The sequence below is a fragment of the Streptomyces sp. NPDC054834 genome, from assembly GCF_053611185.1.
In genome coordinates this window covers 75,948-92,369 of sequence record NZ_JBSGZV010000011.1, presented here as the reverse complement: position 1 = coordinate 92,369, position 16,422 = coordinate 75,948, and the positions used below count along the sequence as shown (strand labels likewise).

The window sequence follows — 16,422 nt, the reverse complement described above, 5'->3', positions numbered from 1 at the left end:
CGGGTGAAGCGCTGGGCGTGGCCGGTTCGGAAATCGGTGTGGTGGTCGGTGTGTTCGGGGGCGGCGCGACCTGCTGTGCGTCCACCACCGACCGGGGCTGCGGAGTGGCCGCGGCGGCGGAAGGCGTGGGGCGGCCCGAGCCGGTGGCCGACTGTCGCTGGACGACGGGAGGCGCTGCGCCGGGGCGCTCGGTCGTCGGGGGCGGCGCCGAGGGGGCCGGGGCGGCGGCTGTGGCGGGGAGGTCTCCCTGGGCGTGCCCGGTGCCGGCGTGGCGGCTGTCCGCCGACGCAGTGCTGGGCAAGGGGGCGTTGGCACCCGGCTGTCGTTGGACGACGGGCAGGGTTTCGTCGGGGCGGCCGGTCGTCGCGGGCGGAGCCGAGGACGCGGCGGCCGTGACGGGGAGACCTCCGTGGGCATGCTCGGCGCCGGAGTCCGCACCTTGGCTGTCGTCGGGGCCCGGGGCAGTTGTGGGGGCGGGGCCGTCGGTCAGGGATCGCTGTACAGGGATGCCACCGGTCGCCGAACCGCCGGTCGCCGTGACACCACCGGGCGATGTCGCCGTCCGCCGGAGTGTGGGCGCGGGCGCGGTGCGGTGAGCCGCAGCGGGCGGGGTGTGGTCCAGCGGTGGCGTGGGTGATCCGCTGGTGGACACGGAGGGCCGTCGCTGGATGGTGGGTGTGGGTGTGGGTGTGGGTGTGGGTGTGGGTGCGGGTGTGGGTGCGGGTGCGGTGTGGTGCTTCGTGCCGGCCGGGGTGTGGTTCGGCGTTGGAGTGGGTGGCTCGCTCGGCTGTGGGGCCGTTGGCGCGTTGGGTGTCGTGTCGTTCGCGGGTGTGGAGGCCCGTCGCTGGACGGTGGGCGCGGGTTCGGAGCGGTGAGCCGTACTGTCCTGGCCACCGGCCGTCGGTGTCGCGGGCGTTGCGCTCGTGAGCGGGGCGAGCCGGCGTTGGACGATGGGCGCGGGTGCGGCGCCGTGAGCGGCGGCGTCCTGACCGCCGTCCGGTGATGACGTGGGTGACCCGTCCGTGTCCTTCGACGTCGTCGGGCCCGAGGGCGCGCCGCCCGCAGGCGCGGGGAGCCGTCGCGCCACCGGGAGTGTCCGCCGCTGAACCGCCGTCGCCCCGGTGCGTGCCCGTGTCAGGGACCTCGGCCGGGGCGAAGAGCCCGCCGGGACAGGTGTCACCCGGAGCCCGGAGACGGGGAGCGGCGCGTTCACCGCCGGTGCGGAGGGCGGCTCGGGAGACACCACCGGGACATCCGGACCGGAAACCGTGGCCGCCCGCGCCGACGCGGGCGGCACCGAGCCGCCGGCGCCCGCCCGCTGGACCGAGGGCGCCTGCCCGCCCGTACGCACGGCTCCGGCGGACGGGGTCGACGCGAACGCGGAGGGGGACGCGGTGGGCCCGCTCGGCGGGGTGTCGGTGCCCGGTGGGGTCGACGTGAAGGCGGCGTTGGAGGCGGTGGGCCTGCTTGGCGGGGTGTCGGTGCCCGGTGGGGTCGACGTGAAGGCGGGGTTGGAGGCGGTGGGCCCGCTCGGCGGGGTGTCTCCGGCGGGCGGGGCCGAAGAGAACACGGAGGTGGACGCGGCGGCCCCGCCGGGCGCGGTCGCCCCGGTCGGAGTCGACGCGGACATGGCGGTAGGTCCGCCGGGAGCGACCGGCCCCCTCGGTACGACCGCTCGGGCAGGTGAGGCCGATCCGCCCGCCGCAGCGGCCGTGCCCACCGTACGCGGCCCCTCGCCCACACCACCCGGCACCCGCGGCGGAAGCAGCCGCAGCGGTACCGCCGGGGCCCGCTGCACCACCGGCTGTCCGGGAGGACCGGCCAACGGCAGGACGCCGACCGGGTTTTCGAGGCCGGACACGGGCCGTGCCGCCGACGAGCGGAACGTGTCGCCGAGCATCGCGCTCGACCGCCCGTCCAGCACCGCATGGGACGCCGTGCCCATGAACGACGGGTTCTGCCACGTCGGCAGCCGCCCCCCGAACCGGGCGTCGGCGACCCCGGCCGGGCCGAGAGCCATGGCCCGCTGGATCGGTGGCAGCCCCGGCCAGGAGGCGGCCACCACCGGCCGCCCGCCCGTCGGTACGTCACCGCTCGCGGGCTCCGGGCCCACCGCGGCGCCGGCGGCGCCCTCGGCAGGCGTCCGCTTGCGGAACCGGTCCAGGAAACCCACCGCTCAGCCCTCCGCGCCGGCCCGCGTCACCAGGGACGCGATCTGGTCCGTGTAACGGCGGCGGTCGTGGTGTTCCAGGTCCAGGATCTCCTCCAGGCTCCAGTGGAAGTGGTAGGCGACGTACGCGATCTCCTCGTGCAGCCGGTCGGTCGCGTACGTCACGATTCCCCCAGGCGGCTCCCGCCGAGTTCCACTTCGAACGGCTCCGCGCAGTGCGGACACCGCACGGCGGCCCGGGTGTGGCCCTCCGCGTTGATCTGGCGGTAGAAGTCCTGGAGGAAGGCCAGGTCGGAGGCGAACATGTTCTCCACGATCCCGTCGTGCACCAAGGGCAGCGTGCCGAGCCGGGTGATGACCCGGCCCAGCAGCACCACCGACAGGAACGCCGGGTTCTCCTGCACCCGCACATCGCGCAGCGGGACGAGTTCGTCCCGCGCCGTCGACAGGCGCATCACACCGTCCCGGTGGACGGTGCCCGCCTCGTCGACGTACCCGCGCGGCAGTTGGAAGGGGAACTCCGTGCGCAGTGACTCCTGTTGCTGCACGGGGGCGGGCCCCGGAGCGGGGGCCGGCAGCGACTCCGGCCCCGGCCCGGGCACCTCGGCACCCGCCTCCGCCCCCGGCGCCTCCGCGCCGGAGTAGGTGACGGCGCCGCCGGCCCTGGCAGCCGTTCGCCGCATTACTCGATGACCAGTTCTTCGAACGCGATGGTCACCGTCTCGGTGAGGGCGGACGCCTCGCCCGCCTTCACCGTGCTCGCGTCGATCTTGTTGCACCAGGCGTTGCGCAGGTGGTAGCGCTTCACCGGGTTGTTCTGGAAGTCCATCATGATGATGGAGGCGTTCTTGCGGGCCGTGGTCATCTGGCCCGAGATGGACTCGTTGATCCACTGGGTGAACGAGGCCGACTGGGTCATACCGCGGACGACCGTGCAGGTGCCGTTCTTCTTCACACCCGGCAGGTTCTTGACCACGTTCTGGCCGTTGGGGGTGTTCTGCTGGTAGGTGATGACGTCCTGCTCGATGCTGAGGCCGCTGACCTCGGCCAGGTACTCGACCATCACGCCGTCGATCTGGAGGCCGAAATTGTGTGAGGTGAGGGCGTCACCCGGCTGGAGACTCATGTGTTCGCTGTCCTTGTGAGGGTCCTACTGGGGGAAGGGCGTACGGAGGGGAGTCCTACTCCTCCAACTCCCCGTTGCCGCTGGAGAACTGGGCCAGCCGGAAGATCACGAACTCGGCGGGCTTGACCGGGGCGATGCCGATCTCGCAGACGACCCGGCCGACGTCGACCGACTCCGGCGGGTTGGTCTCCTCGTCGCACTTGACGTAGTACGCCTCCTCGGGCCGCTGGCCGAAGAGCGCGCCGCTGCGCCACTCGTTGACCAGGAACGCCGAGATGTTGCGCCGGATGCGGGCCCACAGGGCGTGGTCGTTCGGTTCGAACACCACCCACTGGGTGCCGATGAGGATCGACTCCTCCAGGTAGTTGAAGTACCGGCGGATGTTCAGGTAGCGCCAGGCCGGGTCGGAGGACAGGGTGCGCGCGCCCCACACCCGGATGCCGCGGCCCGGGAACGCGCGGATGCAGTTGACGCCGATCGGGTTGAGCAGGTCCTGCTCGCCGCGGGTGATCTGGATCTCCAGGTCGACCGCGCCGCGTACGACCTCGTTGGCGGGTGCCTTGTGGACGCCGCGCTCGGAGTCGTTGCGGGCCCAGACGCCGGCGACGTGGCCGCTCGGCGGGATCAGCCGGGACTGGCCGCTCGCCGGGTCGAAGGTCTTGATCCACGGGTAGTACAACGCCGCGTACTTGGAGTCGTAACCCGCGGTCTCCTGCCGCCAGACGCGGATCTGGCGGGCGTTCATGCTCGGCGGCGGGTCGATGATCGCGACCCGGTCGCCCATCAGCTCGCAGTGCGCGATCAGCCCGAGCTGGACCGCCTTGACGGCCTCCAGGTCGATCGCGCCGCGCTGGTAGGCGGCCATCAGGTCGGGCACCGTGACCATGGAGATCTCGTCGATCGCCTCCAGGCCGCCGAAGCCGGTGCGGTCGGCGGAGTCGCCGAGGTACGTCGCCGGGCCGGGGTGCGACTCGTCCGGAGCGCCGGACGACGCACCGGCCGACGGTACGGCGGGAGCGGCGGCCGGGGCCGGGAGGGCCACCGTCTGGTTGTCCGGGCGGGCCAGCTGCGCGGCCGGCGCGGCCTCGGTGACGGTGATGAGCTTGGAGCGCTCCTTGACCTGCGTGACGACGTAGTTGCGGCCGCCCTTCTTGGCGGTCACGTCGAAGCTCTCGACGGGCTTGTCGCCGTCCTTGACGATCAGCTTGAACCGCTCGGCGGGCCCCTCGCCCTCCGGGTCGGCGACCTCGACGCTCAGCGAGCCGCTGCTGCCCGGGGCGATGGCCGTCACCGTGAACGTGCCGAGCTGCCGCGGCTCGGCCGGCGGCAGCGCGGCCGGGGCGGCGGAACCGGTCACGGCGGCCGGAGCGGTACCGGCCGAGCCGTCGACGGGCGCGCCCTCGGCGGAGCCGCCGACGCGGACCACGTAGGCCGCCGTTCCGCCGTTGTTGAAGAAGCCGTAGACGGAGTGCGCGAGGAAGTACCCCTCGGTGAACTCGCCGAAGGAGGCGACGTACTGGCTCCAGTTGGTCACCAGCGTCGGCTCGTTCAGCGGACCGGTCGGCGCGAGTCCCACGAAGGCCGCGACCGACGTGCCCACCCCCTCGATGGGGCGCGAGCCGCTGGCCACCTCCTCGACGTAGACGCCGGGCGACAGGTAGGACGGCATGCTCTGCTCTCCTCGGGGTACGAGACAGGAACGCCTTCCACCCTCACGCGCGCGGGACACCCGCGGGAACGGCCTTCGGTGCCGGGGCGGGGGCAGGCCCCTTGCCCCCAAGGGCAGTGCGTCACGTTGCCCCCAGCGATGCCCCTGGGTACCTTCCGGCGTCCGGCGTGCTCCGGTAAGGCTGGAGGAACAGCCACCGAGCGTCGAGGGGAACGTAGTGCGCGCACACGGATCACCGGCCCAGCGAACCGCCGAACAGGACACCGCCCGCCGCGCGGCCGCGCCGGTCACCCACGTGCAACGCATGCTGGCACTCCAGCGGACGGCGGGCAACGCGGCGGTGGCCCGTGCGGTGCAGGAGGAACGGCACGAGCACTCCGAGGGCTGCGGCCACGGCCCGTCGGTGCAGCGGTCGACGGTGCACGAGGTGCTGCGCACCCCCGGGCGTCCCCTGGACACGCCGTTGCGCACGGAGATGGAGGCCCGGTACGGGGGCGCCGACTTCAGCGGGGTCCGCGTGCACACCGACACGGTGGCCCAGCGGTCAGCGGCGGATATCGGCGCGAAGGCCTACACCTCCGGCTCGCACGTGGTGTGGGACGGTACCGACAAGCCCACCCTCGCCCATGAACTGACGCATGTCATCCAGCAGAGCCAGGGCGCCGTCCCGGGCACGGACAACGGCTCCGGGCTGCGCGTGTCCGACCCCTCCGACTGGGCCGAAAAGCAGGCGGAGGAGACCGCCCGGCAGGTGATGGCGGGCCCGGTACCAGCACAGCGTGCGGTCCGTGACGGCGCCGCCGGCCCGGCGGCCCCCGCGAGCGCGCCCACCGTGCAACGCGTGCTGGAGCTTGCCACCAACCCGAGCCAACTGACCGAGAGCGACGACGACTACAGCTCCGAGGACGACCTCTCCGCCCAGGAGACGCAACTTCCGGCGGCGACGTCCGACAGCGCCGTGGAGGCCGCGGTGGAGGCGGGCGGCGAGACCGTGGTGACCCTGTACCGGGGTGACGACATGGCGAGGATCCGCGCGATGGCGGAGCACAACTCGGCCGGCGGTGCCACCCCCGACGCCAACACCCCCGCGCCCACCGAGGCACAGGCCGGCGCCCAGGTCAGCCGGGGACGTCTCTACCCGGAGTTCACCGCGGACCGCTACATCGCGCGGCAGTTCAGCCGCCAGGGGGCGCGGGGCGTGGTCGTGGTGCGCATCAAGGCCAAGTATCTCACCCGAGGTTCCGAGTCCGAAGAGGGCTGGGTGGCGCTGCCCGGAGCGCCGGTCGAGGTGGTCGCCATCGTGGACCGCAGCCGGGGCAAGACGCAGGGACGGGCGGTGAACGCCTCCTGACCCGCGGACCGGGCCGTCGGGGCAGCACACCCTGCCCCTTCCCCACCGGCGTCTGCCCCTGCGACCGGTGACCCGGCTCCCGGCGTCCTCGTAGCTTCGGCGCATGAGTCTGTGGACTTCTCTGGAGCCGGCTTCCGCGACGGTGGATCCGGGTGGCAGTACGCGTGTGCGGTTGCGGTTGCGCAATACCGGTGACGTGGTCGACGAGTACCGTTTCGAGCCGGTGGGGCCGGTCGCTCCGTGGACGACGGTGGAGCCCCCGTCGCTTCGGCTCTACCCGGGGACGACGGGGACGGTGGAGCTGACGTTCGCGCCGCCGCGTACGCCGGACGCGACCGCCGGTCCGAACCCGTACGCGGTGCGGATCACGCCGACGGAGCATCCGGAGGCGACGACGGTCCCCGAGGGGAACCTGACGATCACTCCGTTCACGGAGGTGTGGGCGGAGCTGGTGCCGCCGACGGTGAAGGGCCGTTTCCGTGGGCGCCCGCGCCTGGCGGTCGACAATCTCGGCAACACCAGGCTTACCGCGTCGGTCGGCGGCAGCGACAACGGCGACCAGCTGTCGTACGACATCCACCCGAGCAACGTGCAGATCGAGCCGGGCCGGGCCGCGTTCGTGAAGGCGACGCTGAAGCCGCGGAAGATCATCTGGTTCGGGGCGAAGGAGCAGCGGCCGTACACGCTGTCCGTGCTCCGGTCCGGGACCGACCCGATGCCCGTCGAGGGGACTTACGTCCAGCGCGGTTTCCTGCCCCGCTGGCTGGCCACCTTCTTCGGTGTCTTCACGGCCCTCGCGGTCACCTTCGTGATGCTGTGGATCGCCTACAAACCCAATGTCGGCACCGGCGCCACCGAGAAGGTCGCCGAAGCCGGCACCACCCTCGCACCCAGCCCCTCGGCGACCGCGTCGCCGGCGCTGCCGCCGGCCCCCGCCATGACCAGCGCACCGCCGACCGCCGACAGCGGTGACGCGGGCGGGTCCGGCGGCGGAGGCGGAGGCGGCGCCAAGGCCACGGTGACGGCCAAACCCAAGACGGACACGGCGGCGACCGCCGTGAACCGGCTGGCGGCACACGACCCCAGCGGGCGGCACGTCTGCTACCGCGCTTACGTCCAGGACGACGGCTGGCAGAAGCCGGTGTGCGACGGCACCGTCGCCGGCACGGTCGGCCAAGGCAAGCCGATCAAGGCACTCAACGTCGCGGTGTACGGCGTCCAGGGCTCCTCCGGCAACGCCATGGTGTACAACCCCCAGTCGACCAACGGCCAGGGCACGTGGAAGCCGAGCTGGACGGCCATCGTCGCCGACGGCAAGGACAACTACATCGGCAGCACGAAGAAGGACGATCCGTACCTGGTGACCTTCGTCTGGAACGTCGGCTCCGGGCAGGCATGCAGCGTGGTCAAGATCAGCGACCAGGACTGGGACGGCCAGACCTGCAACAACGCACGCCCCGACCTCAATACCGCCGGCCACTTCGACAACTCGCGCCGGCTCGAAGCCATCAAACTGACGGTGTGAAGGCATGAGTCTGTGGACTTCTCTCGAGCCGGCTTCCGCGACGGTGGATCCGGGTGGCAGTACGCGTGTGCGGTTGCGGTTGCGCAATACCGGTGACGTGGTCGACGAGTACCGTTTCGAGCCGGTGGGGCCGGTCGCTCCGTGGACGACGGTGGAACCGCAGACGCTTCGGCTCTACCCGGGGACGACGGGGACGGTGGAGCTGACCTTCGCGCCGCCGCGTACGCCGGACGCGACCGCCGGTCCGAACCCGTACGCGGTGCGGATCACGCCGACGGAGCATCCGGAGGCGACGACGGTCCCCGAGGGGAACCTGACGATCACTCCGTTCACGGAGGTGCGGGTGGAGCTGGTGCCGCCGACGGTGAAGGGCCGTTTCCGTGGGCGCCCGCGCCTGGCGGTCGACAATCTCGGCAACACCAGGCTCACCGCCTCGGTCGGCGGCAGCGACAACGGCGACCAGCTGTCGTACGACATCCACCCGAGCAACGTGCAGATCGAGCCGGGCCGGGCCGCGTTCGTGAAGGCGACGCTGAAGCCGCGGAAGATCATCTGGTTCGGGGCGAAGGAGCAGCGGCCGTACACGCTGTCCGTGCTCCGGTCCGGGACCGACCCGATGCCCGTCGAGGGGACTTACGTCCAGCGCGGTTTCCTGCCCCGCTGGCTGGCCACCTTCTTCGGTGTCTTCACGGCCCTCGCGGTCACCTTCGTGATGCTGTGGATCGCCTACAAACCCAATGTCGGCACCGGCGCCACCGAGAAGGTCGCCGAAGCCGGCACCACCCTCGCACCGTCCCCGACCCCCACCCCGGCGCTCACCTCGGCCGCCCCACCCGAGTCCGCCGCGGCCGGGACACCGACGGCCGCCTCCGGCGACAGCGACAAGGGTGGCGGCGGCGGTTCGGGCGGCGGTGGCGGCGGCGGTGCGCCGGCCGCGACCAAGAAGGCCCCGGCGCCCGTCGTGCCGGCGAGCAACATCCTGCTGCGCAACACCACCACCAAGAAGTGCGCGGACATCCCGAACTATGACAAGGGCATGATCAACGGCCCCGTACGCGAGTTCACCTGCGACGGCACCACGCACGACAACCAGCTGTGGAACCTGGAGGTGAAGTACGAGAAGGGCGGTCCGCGAGGCCGTGCCCTCTTCCAGATCCGCAACGTCAAGGACCAGCTCTGCATGGACCTGCCCTACTACGGGGCCGAGCCCATCAGGACCCCGGTCACCGAGTTCACCTGCGACGGCACGACGGCCGACAACCAGCTGTGGTGGGTGCAGAAGCAGCAGAGCGGCGCCTACTGGATCCGCAACTTCGCCAGCGACAACAAGTGCCTGGACGTGGACGGTTACAGCACCGGCGGCAACGACGCCAAGCTCACGATCTTCGACTGCTCCAACACCGACGATCAGGAATGGCTGATCGTCCACCCCGCGAACGGCTGACACGACCGGTCCGAGGGCCCCTCACCAGGAGCCCTCTCCGGGGAGCAGCCGGCCTGCCTTGCGGTACTCCCGGCGGGCGCCCTCCAGGAGGTCGGCCGCGGTGACCGCGTCGCCGCGGCCCGCGGCGAGGTACGCCGCGGTCACCACGGCGCTGCGGATGGAGCCGCCGGCCAGCTCGAAGTCGGCGGCCACCGGACCGGGGTCGATGCCGTCGGCGCAGGGCACGTGGGACAGGGAGTGCCGCCACAGGGCGAGGCGCTGCCCGGCGTCGGGGAAGGGGAAGTCGACCACCAGGTCCAGCCGCCGGGTGAACGCCTCGTCGATGTTGGCGCGCAGGTTGGTGGTGAGCAGGGCGATGCCGTCGAACGACTCAAGCCGCTGGAGCAGGTAGGCGCTCTCCATGTTGGCGTACCGGTCGTGGGAGTCCTTCACCTCGGACCGCTTGCCGAAGACGGCGTCGGCCTCGTCGAAGAGGAGCACGGCGTCCGTGCGGTCGGCCTCGGTGAAGATGCGCTCGAGGTTCTTCTCGGTCTCGCCGACGTACTTGTCGACCACGGACGACAGCTGGACCACGTAGAGGTCGAGACCCAGCTCGGCCGCGACGACCTCGGCGGAGAGCGTCTTGCCGGTGCCGGACTCGCCCGCGAACAGGCCGAGCACACCCCGGCCCCGGCCGCCGCCCGCGCTGAGCCGCCAGTCGCCGAGGACCCGGTCGCGGTGCCGGGCGCGCAGGGCGAGCTCCCGCAGCTCGGTCAGCGGGCGGTCGGGCAGCACGAGGTCGGTCCAGTCGACGGCGGGACGGATCCGGCGGGCATGCTGCTCCAGACCGGAGGCGGACTGCTGACGGGCGGCGACACGCAGATGGGCGGGGGAGAGCGGGGCGCCCTCGAAACCGGCGAGGCCCTGGGCGGCCCGGGCGGCGCGGGCGATCCGGTCGTCGGGCAGGTGGTACGGCGCGACGGTGGCCGCCAGGTCGAAGCCGGGCTCCTCGCCGAGCACGGCCGACCAGGTGCCCACCGCCCCCGCGTGGCGCCGGGGCACCTCCAGGACGAGGGGGTCGTGGTCGCACCACTGGGGGTCGTACGGGCGCGGGCCGGTGATCAGGACGGTGACGTCGGACGCCGCCCGCAACTCCCCGAGCAGCGCGCCCGGCCGGTCCGGCAGGCCGGAGACCACGACGGCGTGCCCGCCGAGCCGTGCCTCCCGCAGCAGCTCGGGCACCCGGTCCTCGGGGCCGGTGAAGCGCAGGGCGGGCAGCCCCGCCGCGTCCAGGGCGGCGGCGGCACAGACGAGTCCGTCGCCCTCGCGGCCCTCGCGGAGATAGACGGAGAGCGGGGGACCGGCGGCCAGCCGGGCGGCCAGCAGGTGCACGAAGTCGGTGAACTCGCCGTCGTCACCCGGGACTTCGCCGTACGGCCGCGGGGGCGCCGGCAGCGGATGGAGCTGTCCGGCGAGCGCGGCGTCGGGCGTGTCGTCGCCCAGCAGATGCGCCACGAGCCGGTCGGGCACGCGCAACGAGCGGCCGAGGAAGGGGCGTTCGGGTTCCTCAACCGTGAGCAGCCGCAGCGCGCACAGCGGGGCCGAGGGGTGCAGCCGGGCCCGGGCGCCCGCCGAGTGGGCGGGGATCCCGCACAGGTCGAAGGCGAGGCCGGCGGTGGCCCGCCGCCTGCTGACGTCGTCGTTGAGGTAGCCGTACAGCGGCTCGAACGTGCGGTCCAGGTCGGGGGCGAGCGCGATGAGCAGCAGGGTGGTGTCGAGCTCGGTCAGGTCGAGGCGGGCGGCCAGGGCCGCCAGGCGGTCGTCCGTCGGCGCGGCGGGGCCGGGCGCCCCGGGCGGCAGGGGCTCCGCCGGGCGCAGCAGATGCCGTACCGCTTCCTCCGACAGGTACAGGCCGCGTAAGGGGTCGGTGGCCGTGGGGTCGTCGGCCGAGCGGCGCTCGACCAGCAGCGCGACCCGGTCGCGCAGGGCGGCGAGGCGGACGAGGAGCGGGGCGGCGGGATCGGACGCCGCCGCCGCAGCGTCGTACGCCGGGGTCGACGTGGTCATGTCACCCGGCCCGTCCCGCCGGGACGCCCGGCCGCCTTCCGGGCGTCCCGGGCCGCCGCCACCTGCCGTGGCCGGTGCGCGCGCTCCTCCGCCTCGGACGGGACGCCGTCCATGGCGCGCAACCGGACCGCCGCCCCCTCGGTGACCGGCGGCCCGGCGTCGTACTCGGGGTAGGCCGGGAAGGGCGCGGTGACCACCAGGTCGAGGGACGGCTTCAGCTCACCGCCGAGCGCGGACCAGATCTCCGCCAGGGAACGCGACTCCGTCTGGATACCGGCCACCGACAGCGGTACCGCCATGCCCAGCGCGCCCAGCGCTCCGGGCAGTTCGGCGGGACCCAGCAGCTCGCGCGGGATCAGGGTGGCCAGCACGGCGGACAGCAGCCGGTGTTCGTCCTGGGGCTGCTTGGTCCACGCCGTCACCAGGTACGACAGCCGGAACCAGCGCGGCGGCTGGCGGCGCTTGACGACCACCTCGCGCTCGTCGAGCACGGGTATGTGCCCGCGCTGGCGGCGGTTCACGTCCTCCCGGATGTCGTACAGGTAGGCGTTGATCGTGGGGGCGTTGCGGCGGGCGGCCCAGTCCCGGGTGGGGGCGTCGAAGGCGACGTCGATACCCGAACCGGTCAGCGCGCCACCCCCGAGCAGGGCCTTGAGGACCTCGTCCACCTCGTGGATCACCGTCGTGCTCCCGCCCGCCCTGCCGTGCCCGGTCTCACTCGTCCGCCTGCCGCCGTGTCCGATCCTGCCCTCCCGGACGGCCGTCCCCGCAGGCACGCCGGGGACGACGGCGGGGCAGAGCGGAGCGCCCAACGGGCCGGTATCGGATGCCCGTTCGGTCAGATGTAACCTTCCCGCAGGGCATGCGCCACGGCGTGCGCCCGGTTGCGCAGGTGCAGTCGGGTGGTGAGCCCGTGCATCACGTTCTTGACGGTCCGTTCGGAGTAGGACAGCTTGCTGGCGATCTCTCCGGTGTCGAACCCCTCGGCGACCAGCCGCAGCACGTCCACCTCACGCGACGTCAGGCCCGAGGCGGGGGCGCCCGGCCGGCCGGCCGCGCTGCGGTGCAGCGTGCCCACCTGGGTGATGAGCCGGCCGAGCAGGTCGCCGGGCAGGTCGCCGTCACCACGGGCCGCCGCCAGGACGGCCTGCACCAGACGGGTCGCGGTGGCCTCGTGGCGCCACACGATCGCGCCCACCCCGCACTCGATCACGTCGAGCAGCTCGGCCTCCCGCAGGGACCGCACGACGAGCACCGCCCGCGCCCCCTCGCTGCGCACCAGCCGGCGCAGCCGGGTCAGCGCGGCCTCGTCGAGCATGTCGTCGACGAGCAGCGCCACCGTGCCCGGGCCCGGCTCCTCCCTGAGGTCGATCTCCGGGTACCGGCGCAACTGGCTCAGCACCCCCTCCCGCAGGATCGGGTCCGGGGCGTGCACCGCCACCGGTATCCGCTCGGCGGAGCCGGCCGTGCCGGGATGTGTGGTCCGCGATGAGCTGAGCAAGCGTTTCCCCCATGTCCACGTGCGTGCCACCTCTGCGGGGCCGGTGGCAGGCGTGTGTTCCCCACACTCCTGGGGCCGGCGGGACCCGCGCAATCGTGGAGCACCACGAGCGGCACCACGAGATCGGCGGTACGACGACCACGAGGTCTGTGACCCGCACCACGCCCGTGACGTCTGTGACGACCGCGACGTCTACGACGGTGACCCGTCCGAGCAAGGAGGCAGGGATGTCCGGACCGTACGGTGACCAGCCGAGCGAACACCACGAGGCCGCCGCGCTGCTCGCGGCCGGGGCCGCCCGCGCCCGGGCCGGAGCGGGCGGCCTGGTGCTGCTGCGCGGGGCCACCGGCACCGGCCGGACCACCGTCCTGGAGGCCGCCGCCGAGGACGCAGCCGACCACGGCATGCGGGTGCTGCGCGCCCGCTGCTCACCCGGCGACGCCGGCGTCCCCTTCGCCGCCGTCCGCCAACTCCTCAGCCCCGTCCAGTGGTCCGGGCAGCAGGAAGGCGTCGGCGGCGAGCGCGAACAGGCCGCCCTGCTGTGGCGGGTCCTGCGCGAGTACGCCGCCGAGTCCCCGCTGCTGATCGCCGTCGACGACGTCCACCTCGCCGACGCCCCCTCGTACCGCTGGCTGGTGGAGTCCGCCCGGCACGTGGACCGATTACGGATGCCGATCCTGCTGGTGGTGACCGAACGCAGCCAGTACGACGTGGACCCGCCCGCACCGGGCTTCACCCACACCCTCTCGCCCGCCCTCGTCCACACCCACACCCTCGCCCCGCTCACCGCGGACGCGGCGGCCGGACTGGTACGCACCCGGGCCCCGGCGGCCACCGGGGCATGGGTCGACGGCTGCGTACGGGCCGGCGCCGGCAGCCCGATGCTGCTGCACGCCCTCCTCGACGACCTCGCCGACCCGGACCGGCACCCGGCCGTGCCGGAGACCGCCGCCGCGCTGTACCCGGGCGCGTACCCGGCGGCCGTGGCGTGGTGGCTGGACAGCGCGGGGCCCGGCACGGCCGAGGTGGCGCGGGCGCTCGCCGTCCTGGAGGAGGGCTGGGACGGCACGGAGGGCGGCGACCCCGGCTGCACCGCAGAAGGCCTGGGCGGGCTGCTCGCCGAGCTCGCGGACGCCGACCCGGCCCGGGTGACGGGCTGGCTCACCGCGATGACCGGCCTGGGTGTGCTGTCCCCCGACGCCGACGGCCGCCCCCGGTACGCCCACCCCCTGCTGCGGGACGCGGTGCTCACCGGCGTGCCCGCGGCCCGGCGGCGCGCGGCGCACCGGCAGGCCGCCGAGCGGATGCTGCACCGCGGCGCCCCCACCGAGACGGTCGCCCGGCAGCTGCTGCTGTCCGGCCCGGCGGGCGACCCCTGGGCGCCGGGCGTGCTCCAGGACGCCGCCGGTCTGGCCCTGCGCGACGGCCGTTCCGACGCCGCCGTCGCCTTTCTGCGCCGGGCCCTCGACGAGCCGCTGCCCGACGAGCGCCGGCAGCGGCTGCTGACCGAACTGGGCTCCCTGGAGTGCGCCGGCCCGGGGCCCGCGTCCGGGATCTCCCGGCTCAGCGAGGCCCTGCGACTGCCCGGCGCCCCGCGGGACCGGGTCCGGGCGGCCCTCGCCCTCGGGACCGCACTGGCCGGACGCGGCAGGGCCCGCGCCGCCGTCGAGGTGCTGCGCACGGTGGACGGCCAGCTCGCCGGCCGCCCCGATCTGGCAGGTCCCCTGCACAGTGCCTCCGCGCTGCTGTCCGACCAGGACCAGACGATCCGCCGTGACGTGTACGGGTGGCTGTGCGACACCGCCGCACGCTCGCCCGAGCTGATGGGGCCGGCCACCCGGGCCTTGCTCGTCCGGCACGCGGCCACCGCCGGGCTCACCTCGGCGGACGACGCGATGAAGCAGGTGCGTGCCCTGCTCGCCGAGCCCGCCGACCCGCTGACCGAGCCGTTCCTGCTGGGCACGGCCGCCGCGGTCGCCCAGTGGGCCGACGAACTCGACGAGGCGGACCGGCTCGTGGACCGCGGCCTGGCCGGTCAGCGCCCCGACCTGCTGCACCCGATGCACGAGGCGCTGCTCAACACACGGGCCGACATCGCGGCGGCCCGCGGCGAGTACGGGCGGCTGCCCGCCGAACCGCCCGTGACCGCGGACACCGGGCCCGCCAACGCGCACGCCCTCACCCTGATCGCACTCGTGGAACAGGGCCGTACGGACGAGGCGCGGCGGCTCGCCGACGGCTTCGACCTGCACGCGGCGCCCGACTCCTGGGAGCTGAACCGGTTCCTGTACGCGCGTGGTGTGCAGCGGGCCGCCGCGGGCGATGCCGCGGGGGCACTGCACGACTTCCTGGAGTGCGGCCGCCGCCAGTCGGCCCGCGAGGTGATCAGCCCGGTCGTCACCCCGTGGCGCTCGGCCGCCGCCGAGTGCCGGCTCACCCTCGGCAGTCCCCGGGAGGCGCTCGCGCTCGCCGAGGAGGAGCTGCGGCTGGCCAGGGTGTGGGGCACGCCCCGCACGGTGGGCCGCGCCGTGCGGGTGCTCGGCACGGTCACGGGGGGCCGGCGCGGTCTGGAGCTGGCCGAGGAGGCCGTGCGGCTGCTGCGGGACGCCGGTACCGGCACGGAGCCGGAGCTGGTCGCCGCGCTCGTCGCGCGGGGCCGGCAGCTGACCGCCGCCGGCGACCGCGTCCGGGCCCGGGAGGGCCTGCGGGAGGCGGCCGAGCGCGCCGAGCGGCTGGCCGCGCCGCGCCTGCGCTCACTTGCCGAGGAGGCCCTCCGTGAGGGCGGGGCCCGCCGTACGGGCGCCGCCCGCACCGGTTCCGGCGCCCTCACCGGCAGCGAGCGCCGCATCGCCCAACTCGCCGCCGACGGCCGCACGAACACGGAGATCGCCGCCCTGCTGCACCTCGCCCGGCGCACCGTGGAGACCCATCTCACCCACGTCTACAAGAAGTTGGGGATACGGCGGCGGGGCGAGCTGCGCGAGGCGCTGGCCCGGGACCAGGGCGCTGCCGGCTCGCCGGCGAGAGCGGTGCCGCCGCCTTCCGGAGGCCCAGCCGGTCGTCGGGGTCCTGGAGCAGGGTGCCCTGGGTCGTGAGCATGCGGCGGACCATCGGTTCCGGCACGCGGATCACCACCGGTGCCGGGAGGGTGATCTCCCGTACCGCGGTCGACGTACGGCCGGACCGCACCCGGTCGGTCACCTCGGCCACCCCCCTGACGTCGAGCGTGAACTGCACCAGGACCGAGGTCATCTTGGGTTTGTGCAGCTGCATCGAGCCGGAGGAGTTCACCGCCGCGTCGGTCGCGCCGCCCGAGCCGCCGGTGTCGCCCATCAGCTGGTTGAGCCGGAACTCGTCGGCGTTCGGCAGACCGGCGCCGAACGGTCCCCGCCCCTGCCTGCCGTGGTCGGCCGAGCTCTGGCCGTCCGTCTGGGTGGGCCGGGGCGCCTCCAGGTCCGTCGAACAGCTCGACCGTGAGCACGACGCACGCCACACGGCTTTGCCATCTCTTTACAACCCGCCCCACCGCTGCCTCGTCTCTCCGCTCGATCCATGACACGGCTCGCCCCGCGACGGGCGGGCCGGCCGAC

At 73.9% G+C, this 16,422-nt stretch carries 13 protein-coding genes; 6 read left to right on the top strand and 7 right to left on the bottom strand.

Annotation, left to right across the window (positions count from 1 at the left end; all coding sequences use genetic code 11):
* The first annotated feature begins 1,121 nt into the window (after positions 1 to 1,121).
* Positions 1,122 to 2,228 (top strand): hypothetical protein, encoded by a 1,107-nt coding sequence (locus tag ACWGJM_RS17330; protein WP_453412532.1) that lies wholly within the window; start codon positions 1,122 to 1,124, stop codon positions 2,226 to 2,228.
* Here the strand turns inward: ACWGJM_RS17330 and ACWGJM_RS17325 are convergent.
* Genes ACWGJM_RS17325 through ACWGJM_RS17310 form a run of 4 tightly spaced genes read right to left on the bottom strand, consistent with a single transcriptional unit; the run spans position 2,177 to position 4,965 of the window.
* Positions 2,177 to 2,335: a DUF6760 family protein gene (locus tag ACWGJM_RS17325; RefSeq protein WP_165955685.1), complete on the bottom strand. Its 159-nt coding sequence runs from the start codon at positions 2,333 to 2,335 to the stop codon at positions 2,177 to 2,179. The two genes, ACWGJM_RS17330 and ACWGJM_RS17325, sit on opposite strands and share 52 nt — an antisense overlap.
* Complete coding sequence (locus ACWGJM_RS17320) at positions 2,332 to 2,853, bottom strand: hypothetical protein (protein WP_453412531.1); 522 nt, start codon at positions 2,851 to 2,853, stop codon at positions 2,332 to 2,334. Before ACWGJM_RS17320 ends, ACWGJM_RS17325 begins: the two co-directional genes overlap by 4 nt.
* Positions 2,853 to 3,296 carry a phage tail protein gene (locus ACWGJM_RS17315; RefSeq protein WP_132856017.1) on the bottom strand — a complete coding sequence of 148 codons (444 nt, stop codon included), beginning with the start codon at positions 3,294 to 3,296 and terminating at the stop codon, positions 2,853 to 2,855. The genes ACWGJM_RS17320 and ACWGJM_RS17315 overlap by 1 nt, the downstream gene beginning before the upstream one ends.
* Positions 3,297 to 3,351: 55 nt before the next feature.
* Positions 3,352 to 4,965 (bottom strand): phage tail sheath subtilisin-like domain-containing protein, encoded by a 1,614-nt coding sequence (locus ACWGJM_RS17310; protein WP_453412530.1) that lies wholly within the window; start codon positions 4,963 to 4,965, stop codon positions 3,352 to 3,354.
* A 217-nt stretch (positions 4,966 to 5,182) separates the two neighbouring features.
* Here ACWGJM_RS17310 and ACWGJM_RS17305 point away from each other — a divergent pair, with 217 nt between their 5' ends.
* From ACWGJM_RS17305 to ACWGJM_RS17295, 3 genes are all read left to right on the top strand, one after another.
* Positions 5,183 to 6,316 carry a DUF4765 family protein gene (locus tag ACWGJM_RS17305; protein WP_453412529.1) on the top strand — a complete coding sequence of 378 codons (1,134 nt, stop codon included), beginning with the start codon at positions 5,183 to 5,185 and terminating at the stop codon, positions 6,314 to 6,316.
* Between the two features lie 103 nt (positions 6,317 to 6,419).
* Positions 6,420 to 7,841 (top strand): hydrolase, encoded by a 1,422-nt coding sequence (locus ACWGJM_RS17300; protein ID WP_453412528.1) that lies wholly within the window; start codon positions 6,420 to 6,422, stop codon positions 7,839 to 7,841.
* Positions 7,842 to 7,845: 4 nt separating this feature from the next.
* The gene (locus ACWGJM_RS17295; protein ID WP_453412527.1) at positions 7,846 to 9,285 is read left to right on the top strand and encodes an RICIN domain-containing protein; all 1,440 of its coding nucleotides are present in this window, start codon (positions 7,846 to 7,848) and stop codon (positions 9,283 to 9,285) included.
* Between the two features lie 21 nt (positions 9,286 to 9,306).
* Here ACWGJM_RS17295 and ACWGJM_RS17290 read toward each other — a convergent pair whose 3' ends face one another.
* The 3 genes from ACWGJM_RS17290 to ACWGJM_RS17280 all read right to left on the bottom strand — a co-directional run bounded on the left by ACWGJM_RS17290 (position 9,307) and on the right by ACWGJM_RS17280 (position 12,832).
* A complete protein-coding gene (locus ACWGJM_RS17290) occupies positions 9,307 to 11,331 on the bottom strand; it encodes an ATP-binding protein (protein ID WP_453412526.1) in 2,025 nt (674 codons plus the stop codon).
* Entirely contained in the window at positions 11,328 to 12,011 is a 684-nt protein-coding gene (locus tag ACWGJM_RS17285) for a DUF4255 domain-containing protein (protein ID WP_453412525.1), read from the bottom strand. The genes ACWGJM_RS17290 and ACWGJM_RS17285 overlap by 4 nt, the downstream gene beginning before the upstream one ends.
* A 158-nt stretch (positions 12,012 to 12,169) precedes the next feature.
* On the bottom strand, positions 12,170 to 12,832 hold the full coding sequence (locus ACWGJM_RS17280; protein WP_453412524.1) for a helix-turn-helix transcriptional regulator: 663 nt from the start codon (positions 12,830 to 12,832) through the stop codon (positions 12,170 to 12,172).
* 227 nt (positions 12,833 to 13,059) lie between these two features.
* Here ACWGJM_RS17280 and ACWGJM_RS17275 point away from each other — a divergent pair, with 227 nt between their 5' ends.
* Together ACWGJM_RS17275 and ACWGJM_RS17270 are read left to right on the top strand one after the other, a co-directional pair.
* The gene (locus ACWGJM_RS17275) at positions 13,060 to 15,927 is read left to right on the top strand and encodes a LuxR C-terminal-related transcriptional regulator (RefSeq protein WP_453412523.1); all 2,868 of its coding nucleotides are present in this window, start codon (positions 13,060 to 13,062) and stop codon (positions 15,925 to 15,927) included.
* Entirely contained in the window at positions 15,924 to 16,388 is a 465-nt protein-coding gene (locus ACWGJM_RS17270; protein ID WP_453412522.1) for a hypothetical protein, read from the top strand. Before ACWGJM_RS17275 ends, ACWGJM_RS17270 begins: the two co-directional genes overlap by 4 nt.
* The last annotated feature ends 34 nt before the right edge of the window (positions 16,389 to 16,422 follow it).